29 protein-coding genes and 1 pseudogene are annotated in these 14,262 nt (G+C 38.4%); 4 read left to right on the forward strand and 26 right to left on the reverse strand.

All coding sequences use genetic code 11. From position 1 onward, the window contains the following. Positions 1–27: 27 nt before the first annotated feature. From RQ973_RS06250 to RQ973_RS06360, 23 genes and pseudogenes are all read right to left on the reverse strand, one after another. Positions 28–453, reverse strand: coding sequence for an ArpU family phage packaging/lysis transcriptional regulator (locus tag RQ973_RS06250; protein ID WP_311523208.1), 426 nt, complete (start codon positions 451–453; stop codon positions 28–30). A gap of 30 nt (positions 454–483) precedes the next feature. Further along, on the reverse strand, positions 484–1,347 hold the full coding sequence (locus tag RQ973_RS06255) for an SPFH domain-containing protein (protein WP_311523209.1): 864 nt from the start codon (positions 1,345–1,347) through the stop codon (positions 484–486). 16 nt (positions 1,348–1,363) lie between these two features. Then, complete coding sequence (locus RQ973_RS06260) at positions 1,364–1,528, reverse strand: hypothetical protein (protein ID WP_311523210.1); 165 nt, start codon at positions 1,526–1,528, stop codon at positions 1,364–1,366. Further along, positions 1,518–1,755: pseudogene (locus tag RQ973_RS06265) on the reverse strand (DUF3310 domain-containing protein). The gene RQ973_RS06260 and the pseudogene RQ973_RS06265 overlap by 11 nt, the downstream one beginning before the upstream one ends. Next, positions 1,752–2,141, reverse strand: a complete 390-nt coding sequence (locus RQ973_RS06270) for a YopX family protein (protein WP_311523211.1) — start codon at positions 2,139–2,141, stop codon at positions 1,752–1,754. Before RQ973_RS06270 ends, RQ973_RS06265 begins: the two are co-directional and overlap by 4 nt. Continuing rightward, positions 2,138–2,398, reverse strand: a complete 261-nt coding sequence (locus tag RQ973_RS06275; RefSeq protein ID WP_311523213.1) for a DUF1372 family protein — start codon at positions 2,396–2,398, stop codon at positions 2,138–2,140. The genes RQ973_RS06270 and RQ973_RS06275 overlap by 4 nt, the downstream gene beginning before the upstream one ends. Further along, positions 2,395–2,652 carry a hypothetical protein gene (locus tag RQ973_RS06280; protein WP_311523214.1) on the reverse strand — a complete coding sequence of 86 codons (258 nt, stop codon included), beginning with the start codon at positions 2,650–2,652 and terminating at the stop codon, positions 2,395–2,397. Before RQ973_RS06280 ends, RQ973_RS06275 begins: the two co-directional genes overlap by 4 nt. Continuing rightward, positions 2,652–3,137, reverse strand: a complete 486-nt coding sequence (locus RQ973_RS06285) for a DUF1642 domain-containing protein (RefSeq protein WP_311523215.1) — start codon at positions 3,135–3,137, stop codon at positions 2,652–2,654. Before RQ973_RS06285 ends, RQ973_RS06280 begins: the two co-directional genes overlap by 1 nt. Next, positions 3,115–3,456 carry a hypothetical protein gene (locus RQ973_RS06290; RefSeq protein WP_311523216.1) on the reverse strand — a complete coding sequence of 114 codons (342 nt, stop codon included), beginning with the start codon at positions 3,454–3,456 and terminating at the stop codon, positions 3,115–3,117. The genes RQ973_RS06285 and RQ973_RS06290 overlap by 23 nt, the downstream gene beginning before the upstream one ends. Continuing rightward, entirely contained in the window at positions 3,428–3,637 is a 210-nt protein-coding gene (locus tag RQ973_RS06295; protein ID WP_311523218.1) for a hypothetical protein, read from the reverse strand. Before RQ973_RS06295 ends, RQ973_RS06290 begins: the two co-directional genes overlap by 29 nt. Further along, positions 3,624–3,791 (reverse strand): hypothetical protein, encoded by a 168-nt coding sequence (locus tag RQ973_RS06300; protein WP_311523219.1) that lies wholly within the window; start codon positions 3,789–3,791, stop codon positions 3,624–3,626. The genes RQ973_RS06295 and RQ973_RS06300 overlap by 14 nt, the downstream gene beginning before the upstream one ends. Before the next feature lie 16 nt (positions 3,792–3,807). Beyond that, a complete protein-coding gene (gene ssb / locus RQ973_RS06305) occupies positions 3,808–4,224 on the reverse strand; it encodes a single-stranded DNA-binding protein (protein WP_311523220.1) in 417 nt (138 codons plus the stop codon). A gap of 95 nt (positions 4,225–4,319) precedes the next feature. Further along, positions 4,320–4,538 (reverse strand): hypothetical protein, encoded by a 219-nt coding sequence (locus tag RQ973_RS06310; RefSeq protein WP_311523222.1) that lies wholly within the window; start codon positions 4,536–4,538, stop codon positions 4,320–4,322. Then, positions 4,531–5,304, reverse strand: coding sequence for a DNA methyltransferase (locus RQ973_RS06315; RefSeq protein WP_311523236.1), 774 nt, complete (start codon positions 5,302–5,304; stop codon positions 4,531–4,533). Before RQ973_RS06315 ends, RQ973_RS06310 begins: the two co-directional genes overlap by 8 nt. A gap of 11 nt (positions 5,305–5,315) precedes the next feature. Beyond that, the gene (locus RQ973_RS06320) at positions 5,316–6,137 is read right to left on the reverse strand and encodes an ATP-binding protein (protein WP_311523223.1); all 822 of its coding nucleotides are present in this window, start codon (positions 6,135–6,137) and stop codon (positions 5,316–5,318) included. Then, on the reverse strand, positions 6,138–6,902 hold the full coding sequence (locus tag RQ973_RS06325; protein ID WP_311523224.1) for a conserved phage C-terminal domain-containing protein: 765 nt from the start codon (positions 6,900–6,902) through the stop codon (positions 6,138–6,140). Positions 6,903–6,904: 2 nt separating this feature from the next. Beyond that, positions 6,905–8,239: a replicative DNA helicase gene (gene dnaB, locus RQ973_RS06330; RefSeq protein WP_311523225.1), complete on the reverse strand. Its 1,335-nt coding sequence runs from the start codon at positions 8,237–8,239 to the stop codon at positions 6,905–6,907. Next, a complete protein-coding gene (locus RQ973_RS06335; protein WP_311523226.1) occupies positions 8,236–8,574 on the reverse strand; it encodes a hypothetical protein in 339 nt (112 codons plus the stop codon). The genes dnaB and RQ973_RS06335 overlap by 4 nt, the downstream gene beginning before the upstream one ends. Further along, on the reverse strand, positions 8,571–8,999 hold the full coding sequence (locus tag RQ973_RS06340; protein ID WP_311523228.1) for a hypothetical protein: 429 nt from the start codon (positions 8,997–8,999) through the stop codon (positions 8,571–8,573). Before RQ973_RS06340 ends, RQ973_RS06335 begins: the two co-directional genes overlap by 4 nt. Positions 9,000–9,017: 18 nt before the next feature. Next, positions 9,018–9,284 (reverse strand): helix-turn-helix domain-containing protein, encoded by a 267-nt coding sequence (locus tag RQ973_RS06345; RefSeq protein ID WP_311523229.1) that lies wholly within the window; start codon positions 9,282–9,284, stop codon positions 9,018–9,020. Between the two features lie 72 nt (positions 9,285–9,356). Next, complete coding sequence (locus RQ973_RS06350) at positions 9,357–9,500, reverse strand: hypothetical protein (RefSeq protein WP_311523231.1); 144 nt, start codon at positions 9,498–9,500, stop codon at positions 9,357–9,359. 19 nt (positions 9,501–9,519) lie between these two features. Next, on the reverse strand, positions 9,520–9,753 hold the full coding sequence (locus tag RQ973_RS06355; protein WP_311523232.1) for a hypothetical protein: 234 nt from the start codon (positions 9,751–9,753) through the stop codon (positions 9,520–9,522). A gap of 11 nt (positions 9,754–9,764) precedes the next feature. Then, complete coding sequence (locus RQ973_RS06360; RefSeq protein WP_311523233.1) at positions 9,765–9,974, reverse strand: helix-turn-helix domain-containing protein; 210 nt, start codon at positions 9,972–9,974, stop codon at positions 9,765–9,767. Between the two features lie 302 nt (positions 9,975–10,276). Between RQ973_RS06360 and RQ973_RS06365 the strand changes: the two genes are divergently transcribed. The 4 genes from RQ973_RS06365 (at position 10,277) to RQ973_RS06385 (ending at position 13,171) form a co-directional block, all read left to right on the forward strand. Next, the gene (locus RQ973_RS06365) at positions 10,277–10,630 is read left to right on the forward strand and encodes a helix-turn-helix domain-containing protein (protein ID WP_311523237.1); all 354 of its coding nucleotides are present in this window, start codon (positions 10,277–10,279) and stop codon (positions 10,628–10,630) included. Positions 10,631–10,633: 3 nt separating this feature from the next. Continuing rightward, positions 10,634–11,014 carry an ImmA/IrrE family metallo-endopeptidase gene (locus RQ973_RS06370; RefSeq protein WP_223139838.1) on the forward strand — a complete coding sequence of 127 codons (381 nt, stop codon included), beginning with the start codon at positions 10,634–10,636 and terminating at the stop codon, positions 11,012–11,014. A 13-nt stretch (positions 11,015–11,027) separates the two neighbouring features. After that, a complete protein-coding gene (locus tag RQ973_RS09480; RefSeq protein WP_399553142.1) occupies positions 11,028–11,942 on the forward strand; it encodes an HIRAN domain-containing protein in 915 nt (304 codons plus the stop codon). Between the two features lie 122 nt (positions 11,943–12,064). Continuing rightward, on the forward strand, positions 12,065–13,171 hold the full coding sequence (locus RQ973_RS06385; protein ID WP_311523235.1) for a site-specific integrase: 1,107 nt from the start codon (positions 12,065–12,067) through the stop codon (positions 13,169–13,171). A gap of 85 nt (positions 13,172–13,256) precedes the next feature. Here RQ973_RS06385 and rpmA read toward each other — a convergent pair whose 3' ends face one another. Genes rpmA through rplU form a run of 3 tightly spaced genes read right to left on the reverse strand, consistent with a single transcriptional unit; the run spans position 13,257 to position 14,241 of the window. Then, positions 13,257–13,550, reverse strand: a complete 294-nt coding sequence (rpmA, locus tag RQ973_RS06390; protein WP_075229047.1) for a 50S ribosomal protein L27 — start codon at positions 13,548–13,550, stop codon at positions 13,257–13,259. Positions 13,551–13,566: 16 nt separating this feature from the next. Next, positions 13,567–13,911: a ribosomal-processing cysteine protease Prp gene (locus RQ973_RS06395; RefSeq protein ID WP_075229048.1), complete on the reverse strand. Its 345-nt coding sequence runs from the start codon at positions 13,909–13,911 to the stop codon at positions 13,567–13,569. Between the two features lie 15 nt (positions 13,912–13,926). Further along, on the reverse strand, positions 13,927–14,241 hold the full coding sequence (rplU, locus tag RQ973_RS06400; protein ID WP_000109141.1) for a 50S ribosomal protein L21: 315 nt from the start codon (positions 14,239–14,241) through the stop codon (positions 13,927–13,929). Between the last annotated feature and the right edge of the window lie 21 nt (positions 14,242–14,262).

Consider the following 14,262-nt stretch of genomic DNA (forward strand, 5'->3'; position numbering starts at 1 on the left):
CGAATTTACTCCAAAAAAACTCCAAGTTTACTCCAAAATCTCAACCTGTTCACCATTGCGGTATAACTCTGCAAATGCCATCAGAGACTTATCCAAGATGTCGTAATATGAACTTTCTGACAGAGACAAGTCCATTGCGATTGTTTCATCCTTCTTGCAATTCCACTGAAGATACTTCTCAAAAAGTATCCTACGATATAGTGGATCATGTAATCTACTGACAGCTTGCTCAATTGCATCCAGCTCAATCTCTGCATCAACTTTTCGTATAGCCAATTTTTCAACTTGACTATCTCTCCCGCTTGATGGATTTCGTGGCATGAATGAGTAGGTGGTGGTCACTCTCTGACCATCAGTGTCATTCGCGACTCTTCTCCAACGAGGATATCCTTTTAGAATCCTTTTGGCATTCTCTTTCGTTTTTATTTCATTTATATCAGGAAAGAAGGGCATCGCTCACCTCGTTTCTATGCCGTTTATATTTTAATCATGATTTGTAATCACGCCACCGGCTCCATTAACAGTAACCCAGCCATGTTTCTCTCTGGCTTCTGCTTCTTTCATACGGATAAGGTTGTCTGTGATTGAGTCTGACTTAGCTTTGTTAGCTTTGGCTTCTCCTTCTGCTTTGATGATACCAGCATCCGCTTCAGCTTGTGCTTGGACCTTTTTAGTATCCGCTTCGACCTTAGCTTTTTCCTGTTCCTGTTTAGCTGTGTCGATTTCCTTCTGTTTGACAGATTCAGATTTGATTGCTGCTTCAATCTCATCTCCTGCATCCTGATCAGTTATTGTGAATGAAACAAATTCAAGATCATAAGATTCAAATTTTTCTTTTAGCGCCTTGTCAATCTCTTCATAGACTTCTGTCCGTTTATTTCCAAGAATATCATAGATGTCGTAATTTCCAGTCACAGATTCAATAGCTCGTTGAACTGCTGGCGCAATGACACTCTCATTCACATTTTCTAGCTTGGTGTAGTTTGAAAAGATCGTCATGGCCTTTTCTTTATTCACACGATATTTCACATCAATGTTAGTATTCAGCCATTGACCGTCTTTGGTCTGAGTTGTGATTTTTTCCATAGTCTTCGTCTGAACTGAAGTCGAAAGAGTATAGACGGTATCAATGAAAGGAATTTTAAGATGATAGCCTGTTTGTAGGGTGTTTTCTTGAACACCTCCGATTGCACTGACCTTTACTCCGACCGTATTAGCTGGGATGCGCTTCACGGCTGTGAGACGAAAAATTCCAAGTGAAGTAATAGCAACAACCGTGATGATGCCACCTTTTGCAAGTTTTGTAAGTTTAGTTTTCCCTGTTTCGTGATCGTATTGTGTAAACATTGTTTTTACTCCTTTTTTAAATCATTTTTCCTTCAAATACTAATGTAATAGTTCCTGTCCCGTCTCTATGCTTAGAGACCAGCGCTCGACAATCTGAACCATACTCAACACCATCAATTGTGATGCTACGTTTTATTTTATCAACGTTGATAATAGGTCCATTTGATGTCTTAATTCTCATGTTCCATCTCCTCTATTAGCCAATCCAGATTTTTGCGAGCTTTCTTCAGGTCTTCAAGACCGTTCTTTTTTTTGGTGTCGTAGTATGTACTTCAAGGCATTCCCAAGATAGAAACCTTTCATCTGCTCGTCTGTCATGAAATTTCTTAAAGCATCGATAGATTCCATACCATATCGTCCTTGGTAGTGGCTCGGCTTGTTTACGTTGTCAATTATTTCTGGGTTCATTGTTTATCCTCCAAAAGTTCAGGGTTTTCGTAGATGTTGCCGATGATTTCTTCATGCTCAGTCCACGCATACCCACTTAGCAATCCCTTTAGATATATGGCAGGCATTCCGCCTATGAATGTGCCACCATATTCTTTTTCTAGATATACTTCATGGGAACATCCTCTTGTACATTTAACGATATCACCGATGAATACCTCTTTGCCATTTCTGTCAAAAAGGCCTGTTGATTGCATGAGGATCAATTCTGACTTTTCGACAGGAATAAGAAGTTTGAAGTCCGATGTTGGTTTTTCCATGTTGCAAATCAAGCCGTTATCTGTGATAAAAAAATGTTCTACGAATTTCTTTTCTACGCTATCCCACGCTCTAAATTTGGGTATCATAATCTCACCTCGTCTCCAATCCTCAATGATTCATAGTTTGTTTGACTAACTACGAATGTTCCGTAATTTTGCACTGTGATAGTGTACATGTCGCCAATCTTCCCCTTTTGTAAGACTCTGCCTTTGATTTCTGCGCCTTGATTATCAGCTTTATAGACGATCATCGGGCGCTTTTCTTCTAGTTTTTTAATGCGGATGCTCTGCCAGATATTTAATCCAGCTGATAGCAGAACCCAGATTACGATAAATCTTTTCAATCTGTGACCTCATTTCTCAATTCAAAATCAATTCCATACATAAGCAGATTTCTTTGAAAATCAACAAATTCTCCAAGCATCTCAGCTTCTTGAAAATTGTACTCTTTGACTGAAACCAAGAAATCATCAATATCATTTTGTTCACTTCCGTACTCTGTTTTTATATGTTCCATGGCAAATTCACGACCATCTACATCAATTGTGTAGCAGATCCTGCCACTTGAATAATTATATTTGTAATTCTTGATAATCATCACTCCACCTCCTCAATCTCAATCCCCTCACAATCAAATACCCAGCCGAACCCAGCTTCTTCGAGTTCTTTGCGGGTGAAGTTAGACCTTAATCTACTTTGTAAAAATCCCAAGAAATCCTCGTCTTTCACTCTCACAAGATACTGATCTACTGCTTTTATCTTCACAAGATACCGCTTTTCTTCCTCGACCTCGTAGCCATCAAGCCATGCTCGAGCAACTTTGTTGTAAGCATCCTGTTCATTCATCAACCACTCATTGTATTGTTTGTTGAAGTTTTTTTCTCTAAGCGCATCATATAACGTAGCGTTATTTCCCTTGTAATACTCGATAATTTCCGCCACAAACTGCGGAATTTGGACTTTTTCGAGTTCGTCTAGTTGTTCCAAGTCTTTTAAAACTAGCTGACAAACTACAATTGCTGCAATATCAAATGAACCAGCCTCCAACTCTTTATACTTCTCAATCAATCGCTGTACATTCATCTTGGTTTCCTCCATAAATCAAATAAACTGCAATAACTACCTGAGACATTCCTGGCGAATAGCCAACCCAATCATCAAACTCCTTAGATTTTGGCAACCAATCCTTGGTAGCTCCCAAATCATAGTCTGTAGTTTTTTCATCTGCGAAGATACAATCCATCACTCCTATAAACGTCATTCCATCTTCCGCCATTTCCCAGAAATAGTCCGCCCGGTCTTTCACTGCTTGCGGTAAATCTTGTTTGGGAGGCTTGGGTTTCCCGTCTTCTACCGACCAGCCGTATACTCCATTAACTTTTTTCTTTAAATCTTCCATCATCTTCCAGCTCCTTTATCTTTTCCTCTAGCTCTTTGTTCTTTTTCCTCAACAAATCGCGCTCAAGCGCTCTGATTCGTCTTTTCCGTGCATCGCACGGTTTCGAATACTCGATTATCTTTTCTTCGTTTCTCTTGATTGATTGTTTATAGCCTTCAATCATTGTCTGTTTATCGTAATTCATCTTCTAAAAATCTCTCAATACATTCTTTGTAGGAGGTCTCAACCAAGCCGTCTAAGTCGTTCAGGGCTTCAATATAGTCTGGACGACCTTGCCCATATTGTTCTTTCAAAAATTCAACAAAGAGATGAATTTCCTGATAGGTTACTCCAACCATATTTCTTCACACCTCCCTAGAATGGCAAATCATCATCTGAAATATCCATTGGCTCACCTTGTCCGTAACTTGGTGGCATCTGGTTCTCCATGCTTGACTGGTTCTCAGAATTATCTTTCTTTTCAAGTGTTTGAAAACTCTCAGCAACCACTTCCGTCACATAGACACGTTGACCTTGCTGATTGTCATAGCTACGAGTCTGGATGCGGCCAGTGATTCCCACAAGAGCACCCTTTTTAACCCAATTTGCGAAATTTTCAGCTTGCTTACGCCACATAATGCAATTGATGAAGTCAGCCTCTCGTTCTCCGTTTGCGCCTTTAAAATTTCGATTGACTGCAAGGTTGAAAGTCGCAACAGCAACATTTGACGGCGTGTATCGCAATTCTGGATCACGAGTTAAGCGCCCAATTAACACCACATTATTGATCATCTTTCTTTTCCTTTCCTGTCATACATTCCACAACTGAGTAACCGATAAAAAAGCACAGAAAAGTTATTCCAAATTCTTTAATAAGTTCAATCATTTTATTTTCCTCCTGAAAAAGTTGCTAGATAGTAACAATCCTTAGCACCGTAGTCGAATCGTGTTGTTCGTTTGCCTATATGCTTCTCAAACCTTGGGTGAGTGATAGCCGAGAAAGCCCATTGATGGTCTTCCATCCGTTCAATAAGATCATCCACATTGTTAAAACTTCCAAGAAAAAACTTGCGGTGACCGTTATAAATGAAGTAGAGCTCAATCATCTTTGCAAAACTCCTTGTAGATTTTTTCGAAAATTTCTGACACCAATTTTTCAGGTATATTAGATCTCTCGTTGTATGATTTTGAGAAGTTCTTCCACTCTATGTCCTGCTTGATAATTTTATTCTTAAGATTAAGTTCAATATTGCTTCCAAAAATCGTCCGTTTTTGTAAAGGATAATCATAATTATTGTATCTAGCTAGGTTTTTGTATGGAATTCTGAATCCAATAATATCCTCAATGTAGGGCCACAGCCTGTCAGCTGCTGGATTCTCAATAACCCAAAATTGTGGTCTATATCTTTTTATGATTTCTATTGTGTTGAAAGCTGTTAGCTCGCCATTGACCCTTTTTAAAAATTGCCTATCGTACTGATAATTTATATAGGCTGACTCGTAATCCTGACTTGCCCTAATCGTGAATGGTGAAGGTCTTACTTGAGGAGCAAACAGGTTGTCAGAAACATCATTACGTTTCCAACACGCATTCCCATTTTCCATCGCAGAAGCATTTGACCATGACTCACATGGTGGACTAGCTATTATAAGGTCAGGTTTTGGCAATTTGTCTAGCTCATCAAAAAGCGTATTATCTCCAAAGAGGCGCCCAAAGTCAGCAAGGTCCAGATTTATGAAATGATTGTTCTTGTTTTCTATATCCATTCCGATTGAATAGATTTCAATATTCGCCCCCCCCGAACTATTTAGAGAGTTGGCACCCTTGAGATAAGAGCCGTTCCCACTATCAAAAAGTGCCCAAACTGTCATTTTTTTAATAATCAATACCTCCTATCCTTCATCCCAGCAGGATAAACAAAGCACCTACCTGTCGCTCCCTCAAAAATGCGGCTTGATAGAGCACCATTCCCAAAATCGTCCGAGTAAAGCTCTTTAATTTCTTCACTAGACAGATTCGTATTGATAATCGTATTCGTCCGATTATCCAGAATCTTGAACAATATCTGATGCGCCCACTCGTTCCGCTTCGTGTCAGCCTTACGACTCTCTTTCCCAAGGTCATCCAAGAAAAGGAAATCAACCTCAGACAGTAGCTTAACCATCTTCGCCTCTGAAAATCCGTTGTCAAACTCAAAGCTTTCACGGATCTTATCAAACAAAGTCACAACAGACACAAAGAGCACGCTTTTCGGTTCATCATAAGACTTGAACTGTTCATTGAGAAACCGAGCCAAGCCATAAGTAAGATGACTCTTCCCGACTCCAGAAGGTCCTGTGATGATGGCATTCCCAGTCTCACCTTTCGCATAGCAACGCTCCAACCGCTTCACGAAATTCATAGCCTTTTCATCAATATCAACCTGAATCCCATAGTCATGTAGCGACTTGCTTGCCAGCTTACTTGAAACGATACTGTCGCGAGCAAAGACCTCGTAAGTATCCGATAGCTTACTCTTGACCTCAGATTCCATATTCAACTGCTTTTCAAAGAGACGGATGTTCTCTTTCTCGCACTCGGGACATTGACTGATTTCCTCAATCTTACCCTTAACAGGAATCTTAACAGACCAAAGATGGCATCCATGAATTTCACAGACATCATCAAGAACCGTTCTAGTTCTAAATTGTTTAAACTGTTTCATCTAAAACCCTAGCCTTTCGTCAATCGTACTGGTTAAAATTGTAGAACGTTTTGGCATCGGTTGATTTAGATAATTATCCATCTTATTCCCGAAAAGTGTTTGTGGTTGAAGATACTGCTCGTATTCTGTACCTTTCCACTTAGCGACCATAATATCCACAACCTTTTTAAAATCTTCAAGGACATAGCCTTCCTTGAGTCTTGCCTTGATAAATTTTTGATGACTAGCAGTGTCAACCTTAAAATTCTTCTTAGCTTTCAAATTAAGATAAGAAATAACTTCCTTACAAATCAACAATTTATTATTGTTATTCTCAGTCTTAGTATTCTCAGTCTTGATTGTGTGCACTTTTTGCACTTCCTGAAATGCATTTTTTGCACTTCCAAGGTGCACTTTTTGCACTTCCTGAAATGCACTTTCTACACTTCCGTTAAGAGCATCAAGATAAATACGGTTTGGTAAGTTCATCCCTTGTCTGACTTCCGTCATTAGACCAGCATCTTTCAACTCCTTTTTGATTTTGATAATCGTATTGTTGCTATTGCAATTTAAGTCAATCATCAACTGTTCGTTTGTGTAATACTGGAAAACGTTCCCCTCTTTATCATGCCAGCCATTTTTTAAAGATAGTTCTAACCTATCAAACAGAAGCATATAGAGCATTTTAGCGTTATTGCTCAATGACTTATATTTTTCATCATAGATGAATGGCTTTGGAAATTTGAAGAACGATAAGAAACCAGTGACTTCACTTTTTTTAATCATTTCTACCCCTCCACACTTGAAAATTTTGTGTATTCCTTATGAAAATACAACTTCACTGTCCCAAGACTACCATGCCGATTCTTTTCCAGAATCAGCTCCGTCACGTTATTCGCTTCTTGACTATCTCCTTGCTCCTTTTGGTAGTAGGCCTCGCGATACAAGAATGCTACAATATCAGCATCTTGCTCAATAGAGCCAGACTCTCTCAAATCTGCTAACATCGGGCGCTTGTCCTGTCTCTGCTCAACTGCACGGCTTAACTGTGACAAGGCAATGACAGGTACTTTCAAATCTTTAGCAAGTATCTTCAATTCCCTTGAAATTTCTGAAACGATCTGTTGACGATTCTCGCCCTTTGTCCCAGTTATCAACTGCAAATAGTCAATGATAATGACACCCAGACCGCCCGTTTCTTGAGCGAGTTTTCGAGCCTTTGATCGTATCTCTGAAATCCGAATCCCAGCCGTATCATCCACGAAAATATGCACATCATATAGATTGCTTTGTGCCTGTACAAGCCTTTTCCACTCATCGGTACTAAGATTCCCAGTCTTCAGATGATAAGCTGGAACCATACCCTCTGATGCCACCATGCGCTCAATCAATTCCTCTGCTCCCATTTCAAGAGAGAAAATAACAGCAGGCTTTCTTTCCATCGTAGCCACATGCTTTGCAATGTTCAATGCTAATGCCGTCTTACCCATAGCTGGACGAGCAGCAAGGATGATAAGATTCCCTTCATGAAGGCCTGTTGTAATCTTATCAAGTCCGACAAAGCCAGTAGACAATCCTGTTACAAAACCATCTGTCTGCGAACGAGTCTCGACTATCTGCATGTGAGTATCAAGGATATCAGCCACATTGCGAAATCCATTACCTGAACTTTGGTTACTGATATTGAGTAGAGATTTTTCCGTTTTAGCTATGATGTCACCAATCGATACATCGCCTTGATAAGCACTAGATAACGAATCTGACAAGTCAGCAATTACTTTCCGAAGCGTAGCCTTTTCTTTAACAAGCTTTGCGTAATGCTCCACATTCTTTGATGTCGGAGTTGAGTTTACTAGCTCGACAACGTAGTTGATGCCCCCGATATTTGAAATATCGCCCTGATTGGTAAGAGCAGAAACCATTGTCGTAGCATCGATTGGCTCACCCTTTTCAAGTAATGACAACATGGTCTTAAATACAATCTTGTTAGCTGGTTTATAAAAATCATCAGGGACCAATTCGTCTGCTAGAGATGCCATTGTTTCTGGTGAGATAAAGACTGCACCCAGAACCGACTGCTCGGCTACTAAGTCATGAGGTAGTATTCTAAAATCTTCACTCATGCGCTATCCTCCCAATACTTCTCCAAATCTACCTTCATCACTGCAGCAAGATTCTTTTGCTCGGTTAAGATTTGACGACGATAGGGAGCAAGGCCAGCTTGTCGCTCCTCCTCGCTTTGTGGCAAGTAGTATCCGTTTGGCTTCATCTTCTTAGCTACGATAGGATGCCCAAAATTAACACGAAGGCTTTCGATGACTTCTTCTACCTTTCGCTTAGAAAGTCCAGTCTCTAAGCGAATTTCACTGGCTTGGATTGGCAAGTCGAAGGTCGCACAATTGATAATCATGTTCAATACACGAATTTCTAACTCATTCATACTGCGACTAACAGTCATGTCTTTGCCCTCCATTTCCGATTATTTCTCCGAAAATCCATAGTCATTTCTTTGTAGAGTAAACGGCCATTTTCTTCCAAGAGATTCGCATTTTGACTTCTTAGAAGATCATTATTTCTCGCTTCTTCCTGATAATCACTAGCCAGCCTGTCATAGTCTTCGATGCATGCTCTAAAATCTTGTGGTACGTCCTCAATTGATGAAGCGAGTCCTACAGGTGGCTGAGTGTCATAGGTGAATCTCCTGTCGCTATTTTTCAAGTTTCTTCGGGCAACTTCTCCGAAATCTTCTGTTTTTTCAATGATGACTACTACATTTTGTTCATCCGATTTTTCATTTTTATCAGTCAGTAGCAACAGGATGAATACCACGATAAAGATTGCCACTAAGCCAAGCAATTGGCTTGATAAAGTTGGTTCTGTCATTTTTTCTTCCTTCTCCTTCTAAATTACTAAGTGCGACTGCACAAAGTTATCCAATTCATTTCTATCAATTCTTTTGGTTCCGTCTATTTTGTAAAGATTCAATCCCATTCTTAACCATTTTCTGATGGTGTTAGCACTGCAGTCGGAATAATTAGCCGCGCTTTCGATAGAGAGCCATCGTTTTTCTGTTGTCTCATGCTCTAACAATTCTTCGAATGATTCTTTGAATTGATTTCTTACAACTGAACGGATACTATTTTCAAATTCTTCGCTAAGAATATTCACAACAGCCTCCTTATGTGTTATAATTTGATTAGTTAATTTTTCTATGCGCCTGACATTGAGGTGCTTTTTTGTTTATACAATATTACTTTCCATTGCCCTGAGTTCAATCTCATGGCTGACTTGTTCCAATAGCATCTCACACGCTATCTTTGCTTCTCTGTACGTTTTAGATTCGCTGATGAAGTAATCAGCAAGTTCAATAATTTTATCTTCCATTCAACCTCCTATATCAGCCTCAAGACTCCTGTGCCTTCCTTAAAATCATTGCGAAAATCTTACGTTGTTTTTCAAGGATATCTGGATTTTCAATTAAAAATCTAGCAATTCTCAAAGCTCTGTTAAAGTTCAAAATGAACATTATTTTTTGGTCTTTTGTATAACCTTCCGTAATCGGACCGAATGAGTTATCTATACTAGCTAGTATTTCTTCATCCATAACAATTTTTGCTGATAATAGATCAAGGCCCATGCTATTTTCTCCTACTCCTCAAATTTTTCCCACGACTCATTGATTCGCAACTTCTTGTTAATGCGAAGCTTCAAGTCATCGCTCCCTTTTCCATCTTTTAGCAACTGCGTGATAGCTGATGGACTAACACCTACAACAATGGCCAAGTCCGTCTGCGACCATCCACGTTGTTCAATTCGCTCTTTCACAAGCTCGATCCATTTACGATGTTGTTGACTCATGTGACCTCCTCCTTTTATTCTTAATCGAGTTAATGAGTTAGTAAAATATTTTATAAAATGCTTGACAACTTTTACACCTTAGTGTAAAATGAAAGCATAATTAAAAACCTTGATAAAACGTTATATCTATCAATTACCTTGCTCGCCAAAGCTATTTATTTTTAGATAAGTTTTAACTTTGTTTTTTACTAACTCATTAACTTACAAAAACTATTTTACACTTTAGTATTATTTTTGTCAATAGAAAATAACACTTTTTTATAAAATAATTTTTGTCATGTCTTAGAAAAGGTACTATGACAATGTTTTCAACACTTGAAAAAATTAAGGAGCTTGCTCAAAAACGAGGAATAAGTCTTCAAAAAGTTGCCGAAGATTTAGGCTATAGTATAAATTATCTCTATACTTTGAAAGAAAAAACTCCTAAATCTGACCGTCTCCAAGAAATCGCCGACTACTTCAACGTATCCACTGACTATCTGCTTGGACGAACTGATAATCCGTCTATTGCAAAGGATGATACAATCGCAGGATACACGTCTGACGACCTACGAAAGATGGCAGAGAATGCAAAAACATTCGATGGGAAGCCACTTACAGAAGAAGATATTGATGCGATTCAAAACATCATAGAAATATATTTGAGAGGTAGATAGCCTATGCAGATTGACGACTTTGTGAAATCTTGTGGTGTAACTCTTTACTACTTTGATAAAGATTTATGGCAACGTCCTGGCATTTATATCGAGGATATCAAAACCATCTTCGTAAATAACAAACTATCTGATGAAGCGATAAAACGTGTTGTCTATCATGAACTAGGTCATCTCTCTCACACTCCTGCTTTCTATAAAAATAATCATACAAGGTGTGAAAACGAAGCGAATCGCATTATGATTCATCAATTGATTGAGGAAGAATTGAAAAATTCTGATGATCAACAATCTTTTAACTATCTAAATTTCATGAAAAAGCACAAATTAAAAACCATCACAGATGAGGTAATGGTCATTGATGAATATTATTCATTGATTAGTTGATTAGGAGTAGAATATGAAAATAGGTATGCGAACACCAAGTCTAAAAAAGAGCTTGAAAGCTAGAACTACCAGCAAATGGAAAAGACAAGCTAAAAAAGCTATTATTCCTGGATATGGGAAGAAAGGCGTGGGATGGATAAAGAATCCCAAGAAAGCCATGTATAATAAGGTCTATCATAAGACAACATTTGGACTTTCTGATTTGCTGAAACCTTCTAAAAAAATAAAGAAAAAAGTAGTCACAAAAAAACAACAATCTATTTTGTCATCTAACGGTAAAAAGCAACACACTCCCAAAGAATATAAAGAAGCTGGCATTGTGCTAATGGTCTTAGGTGCAATTTTCCTATTTTTATTTCCACCTCTCGGCTTCTTCTTGTTTATTACAGGTTTTATAAGTTACATTATTGGCCATTTAACAGCAAATAGAGAGAAAAAGAAGAAAGTTGAAAATTGCAGTCCACAGATTAATACAATTGTTTTCCGAGACGACTTCTTGTTAATGGGAACGAATTATCATCAAGAAGAAGCTGAGATTGCAGCTGATTTTCTTTCCAATGGTGTCCATTATTTTGGAAAAGATAATAAGAGTTTGAAATCTTATATGCTTGAAACATATAAACCTGTTTACAAATACAATAAATTGAAAACAGTAGACGTTCAACTATTACCAGAACCTTCAAATCCACATGATAAAAATGCTGTCAAAGTTTTAGTGAATAATATCTTTGTTGGATACTTACCAGCTATGATTGCATCACAAATTTCATCATACATATCTAATCCAAATTACAGATATGATGCAATCCTTACAGGTAGAGGGGGACCTTATAAAACACTTAATATCGAAACTGAGAGAGTTATTTCTCGTGAAAAAGAATTGACGTATTATTTAGATTTAACAGTATGGCGTCTAGCCAAAAAATAACAAAAAATCCCCACACTCGCAAAGTTTGGCGACTCTGAGTGTGAGGATATCCTGTATAAGAAACAACCATTCAAAAGGTCATTTTCTTATACCCATTTTATCAGAAATGAGGTTAAAAATCAATGATTGGAAAATATCAAAAAAACGGAGTCACTGCTTACTATTTTAAGGCTTATCATGGAATAGATCCATTGACTAGCAAGAAGATTCAAACCTTCCGTCGTGGATTTAAAACAGAACGTGAGGCAAGACTAGCCGAAGCAAAGTGCCTGACTGAGTATGAGAAAAAGACTTTCAGAGCAAAAAATACCACTACAACCACCTTCCTACAAGTCTACGAGATTTGGAAGGACCATTATAAAAACACTGTTAAAGAGTCAACCTACGTAAGCCAGACTAGCATTGCCGACCGTCATATCTTGCCGATTTTTGGAGATAAAGCTATAAACAAGATTACTATGACCATGTGCCAAACTCAAGTCAATAAGTGGGCAGACGAATACAAAAGATTTTTTGGAATCATCAGCATTGCTAATCAAATCTTTGATTACGCTATATCGATGGAATTGATTGAAACTAATCCAATGAGAAAGACACTGAAGCCTAAAAGGCAAAAAAATAATAAAGACGACCTAGAAAAATTTTACAACAAAGAAGAATTGCAGGAGTTTTTTAAAATTGTTAAAGGCTTCAACGATGCTGAAATGCTGACGTATTTTAGATTACTAGCCTTTACTGGAATGCGAAAGAATGAAATCAGCGCTCTAAGATGGTCTGATATCGATTTAAAAAATGGACAAGTTACTGTCAACCAAACATTGGCAAAGGGTGAAGATAATAAACTTATCTTTCAAACACCCAAGACCAAAAAAAGTGCCCGGACAATTACTCTGGATTCAAAAACAATCAAGGTTTTAAAAGATTGGCATAAGTACAGTACAAAAGGGCTTCTCTTTAAAAATGAGAATGGAGAACCTAAGAGTGTAGTTCATGTAAACAATATGTTGAACAGAATCTGGAGGAAGCATCCTGATTTCAAACGAATCACCCCTCACGGGTTCAGGCATACACACTGCTCACTACTCTTCGAAGCTGGTGCTACTATCAAGGAAGTTCAGGAAAGATTAGGTCATGAGAATATTCAAACCACTATGGACATCTATGCTCATGTCACTCAAAAAGCAAAGGATGAAGTGGCTGACAAGTTCGCTTCCTACATTGGTTTTTAAAATATGGGTATCAGCATGGGTATCAAAACAAAAAAATAGGCTCTCCGAAAACTCGGAAAGCCTTATTTTATGCTACTTAGAGCGATTATTTTGCGATTGGGTAAACAGAAACTTGTTTTTTATCGCGACCTTTACGTTCAAAGCGTACTACGCCTTCAACTTTAGCGAACAAAGTATCGTCTCCACCACGTCCAACGTTTACACCTGGATAGATGTGTGTACCACGTTGACGGTAAAGGATTGATCCACCTGTTACAGTTTGTCCGTCAGCTGCTTTAGCTCCAAGACGTTTTGCTTGTGAATCGCGTCCGTTTGATGTAGAACCTCCACCTTTTTTGTGGGCGAAAAGTTGCATGTTAGTAAGAGTCATTTTTAACATAATGTTTTCCTCCGTGTTAGTTTTCTGTGATAACTCTGGTTTGGACGAACTCAGAAGAGTCCTCCGATAAGTTTGCCATTCCTAAGAAAAATGATTCAAAGAATAACTGAGTCATTTCTCTCTGATGTGAAGGGATATCTTTAGGAATTTCCACCATTAGATAACCATCTTCATCTTCGTTTAATTGTAAGATTGGTTCATAGCCTGCAAATTTCTCAATAGAATTGACAAAGTTAGTGGCAAGCGTAGAAACCGATGCACACACGACGTCAAAGCCGTTTTCGCCAATTTTGGCGTGTCCAGTAATCTCCGCACTCCTCAGCTCGCCATCTTCGGCTCTCTCAAAGACTGCTTGTATCATGTGTTCTCCTTAAAATTAAGCGTTGATTGCGTTGATGACAACTTTAGTATATGGTTGACGGTGACCTTGTTTACGGTGGCTACCTTTTTTAGGTTTGTACTTGTAAGTAACAACTTTCTTTTGTTTTCCTTGTTTTTCAACAGTTCCAACTACAGTAGCTCCAGCAACAAGTGGAGTTCCGACAACAGTGTTTTCACCACCAACAAGAACAACTTCGTTAAAAGTAACTTCTTGACCAGCTTCAACGTTCAATTTTTCAACGTAAACTGCTTGACCAACTTCAACTTTAACTTGTTTTCCGCCAGTTTTGATAATTGCGTATGTGCTCATTATGCACCTCCTATGATTTTT

It is taken from the genome of uncultured Streptococcus sp., from assembly GCF_963511325.1.
Taxonomy (GTDB): domain Bacteria; phylum Bacillota; class Bacilli; order Lactobacillales; family Streptococcaceae; genus Streptococcus.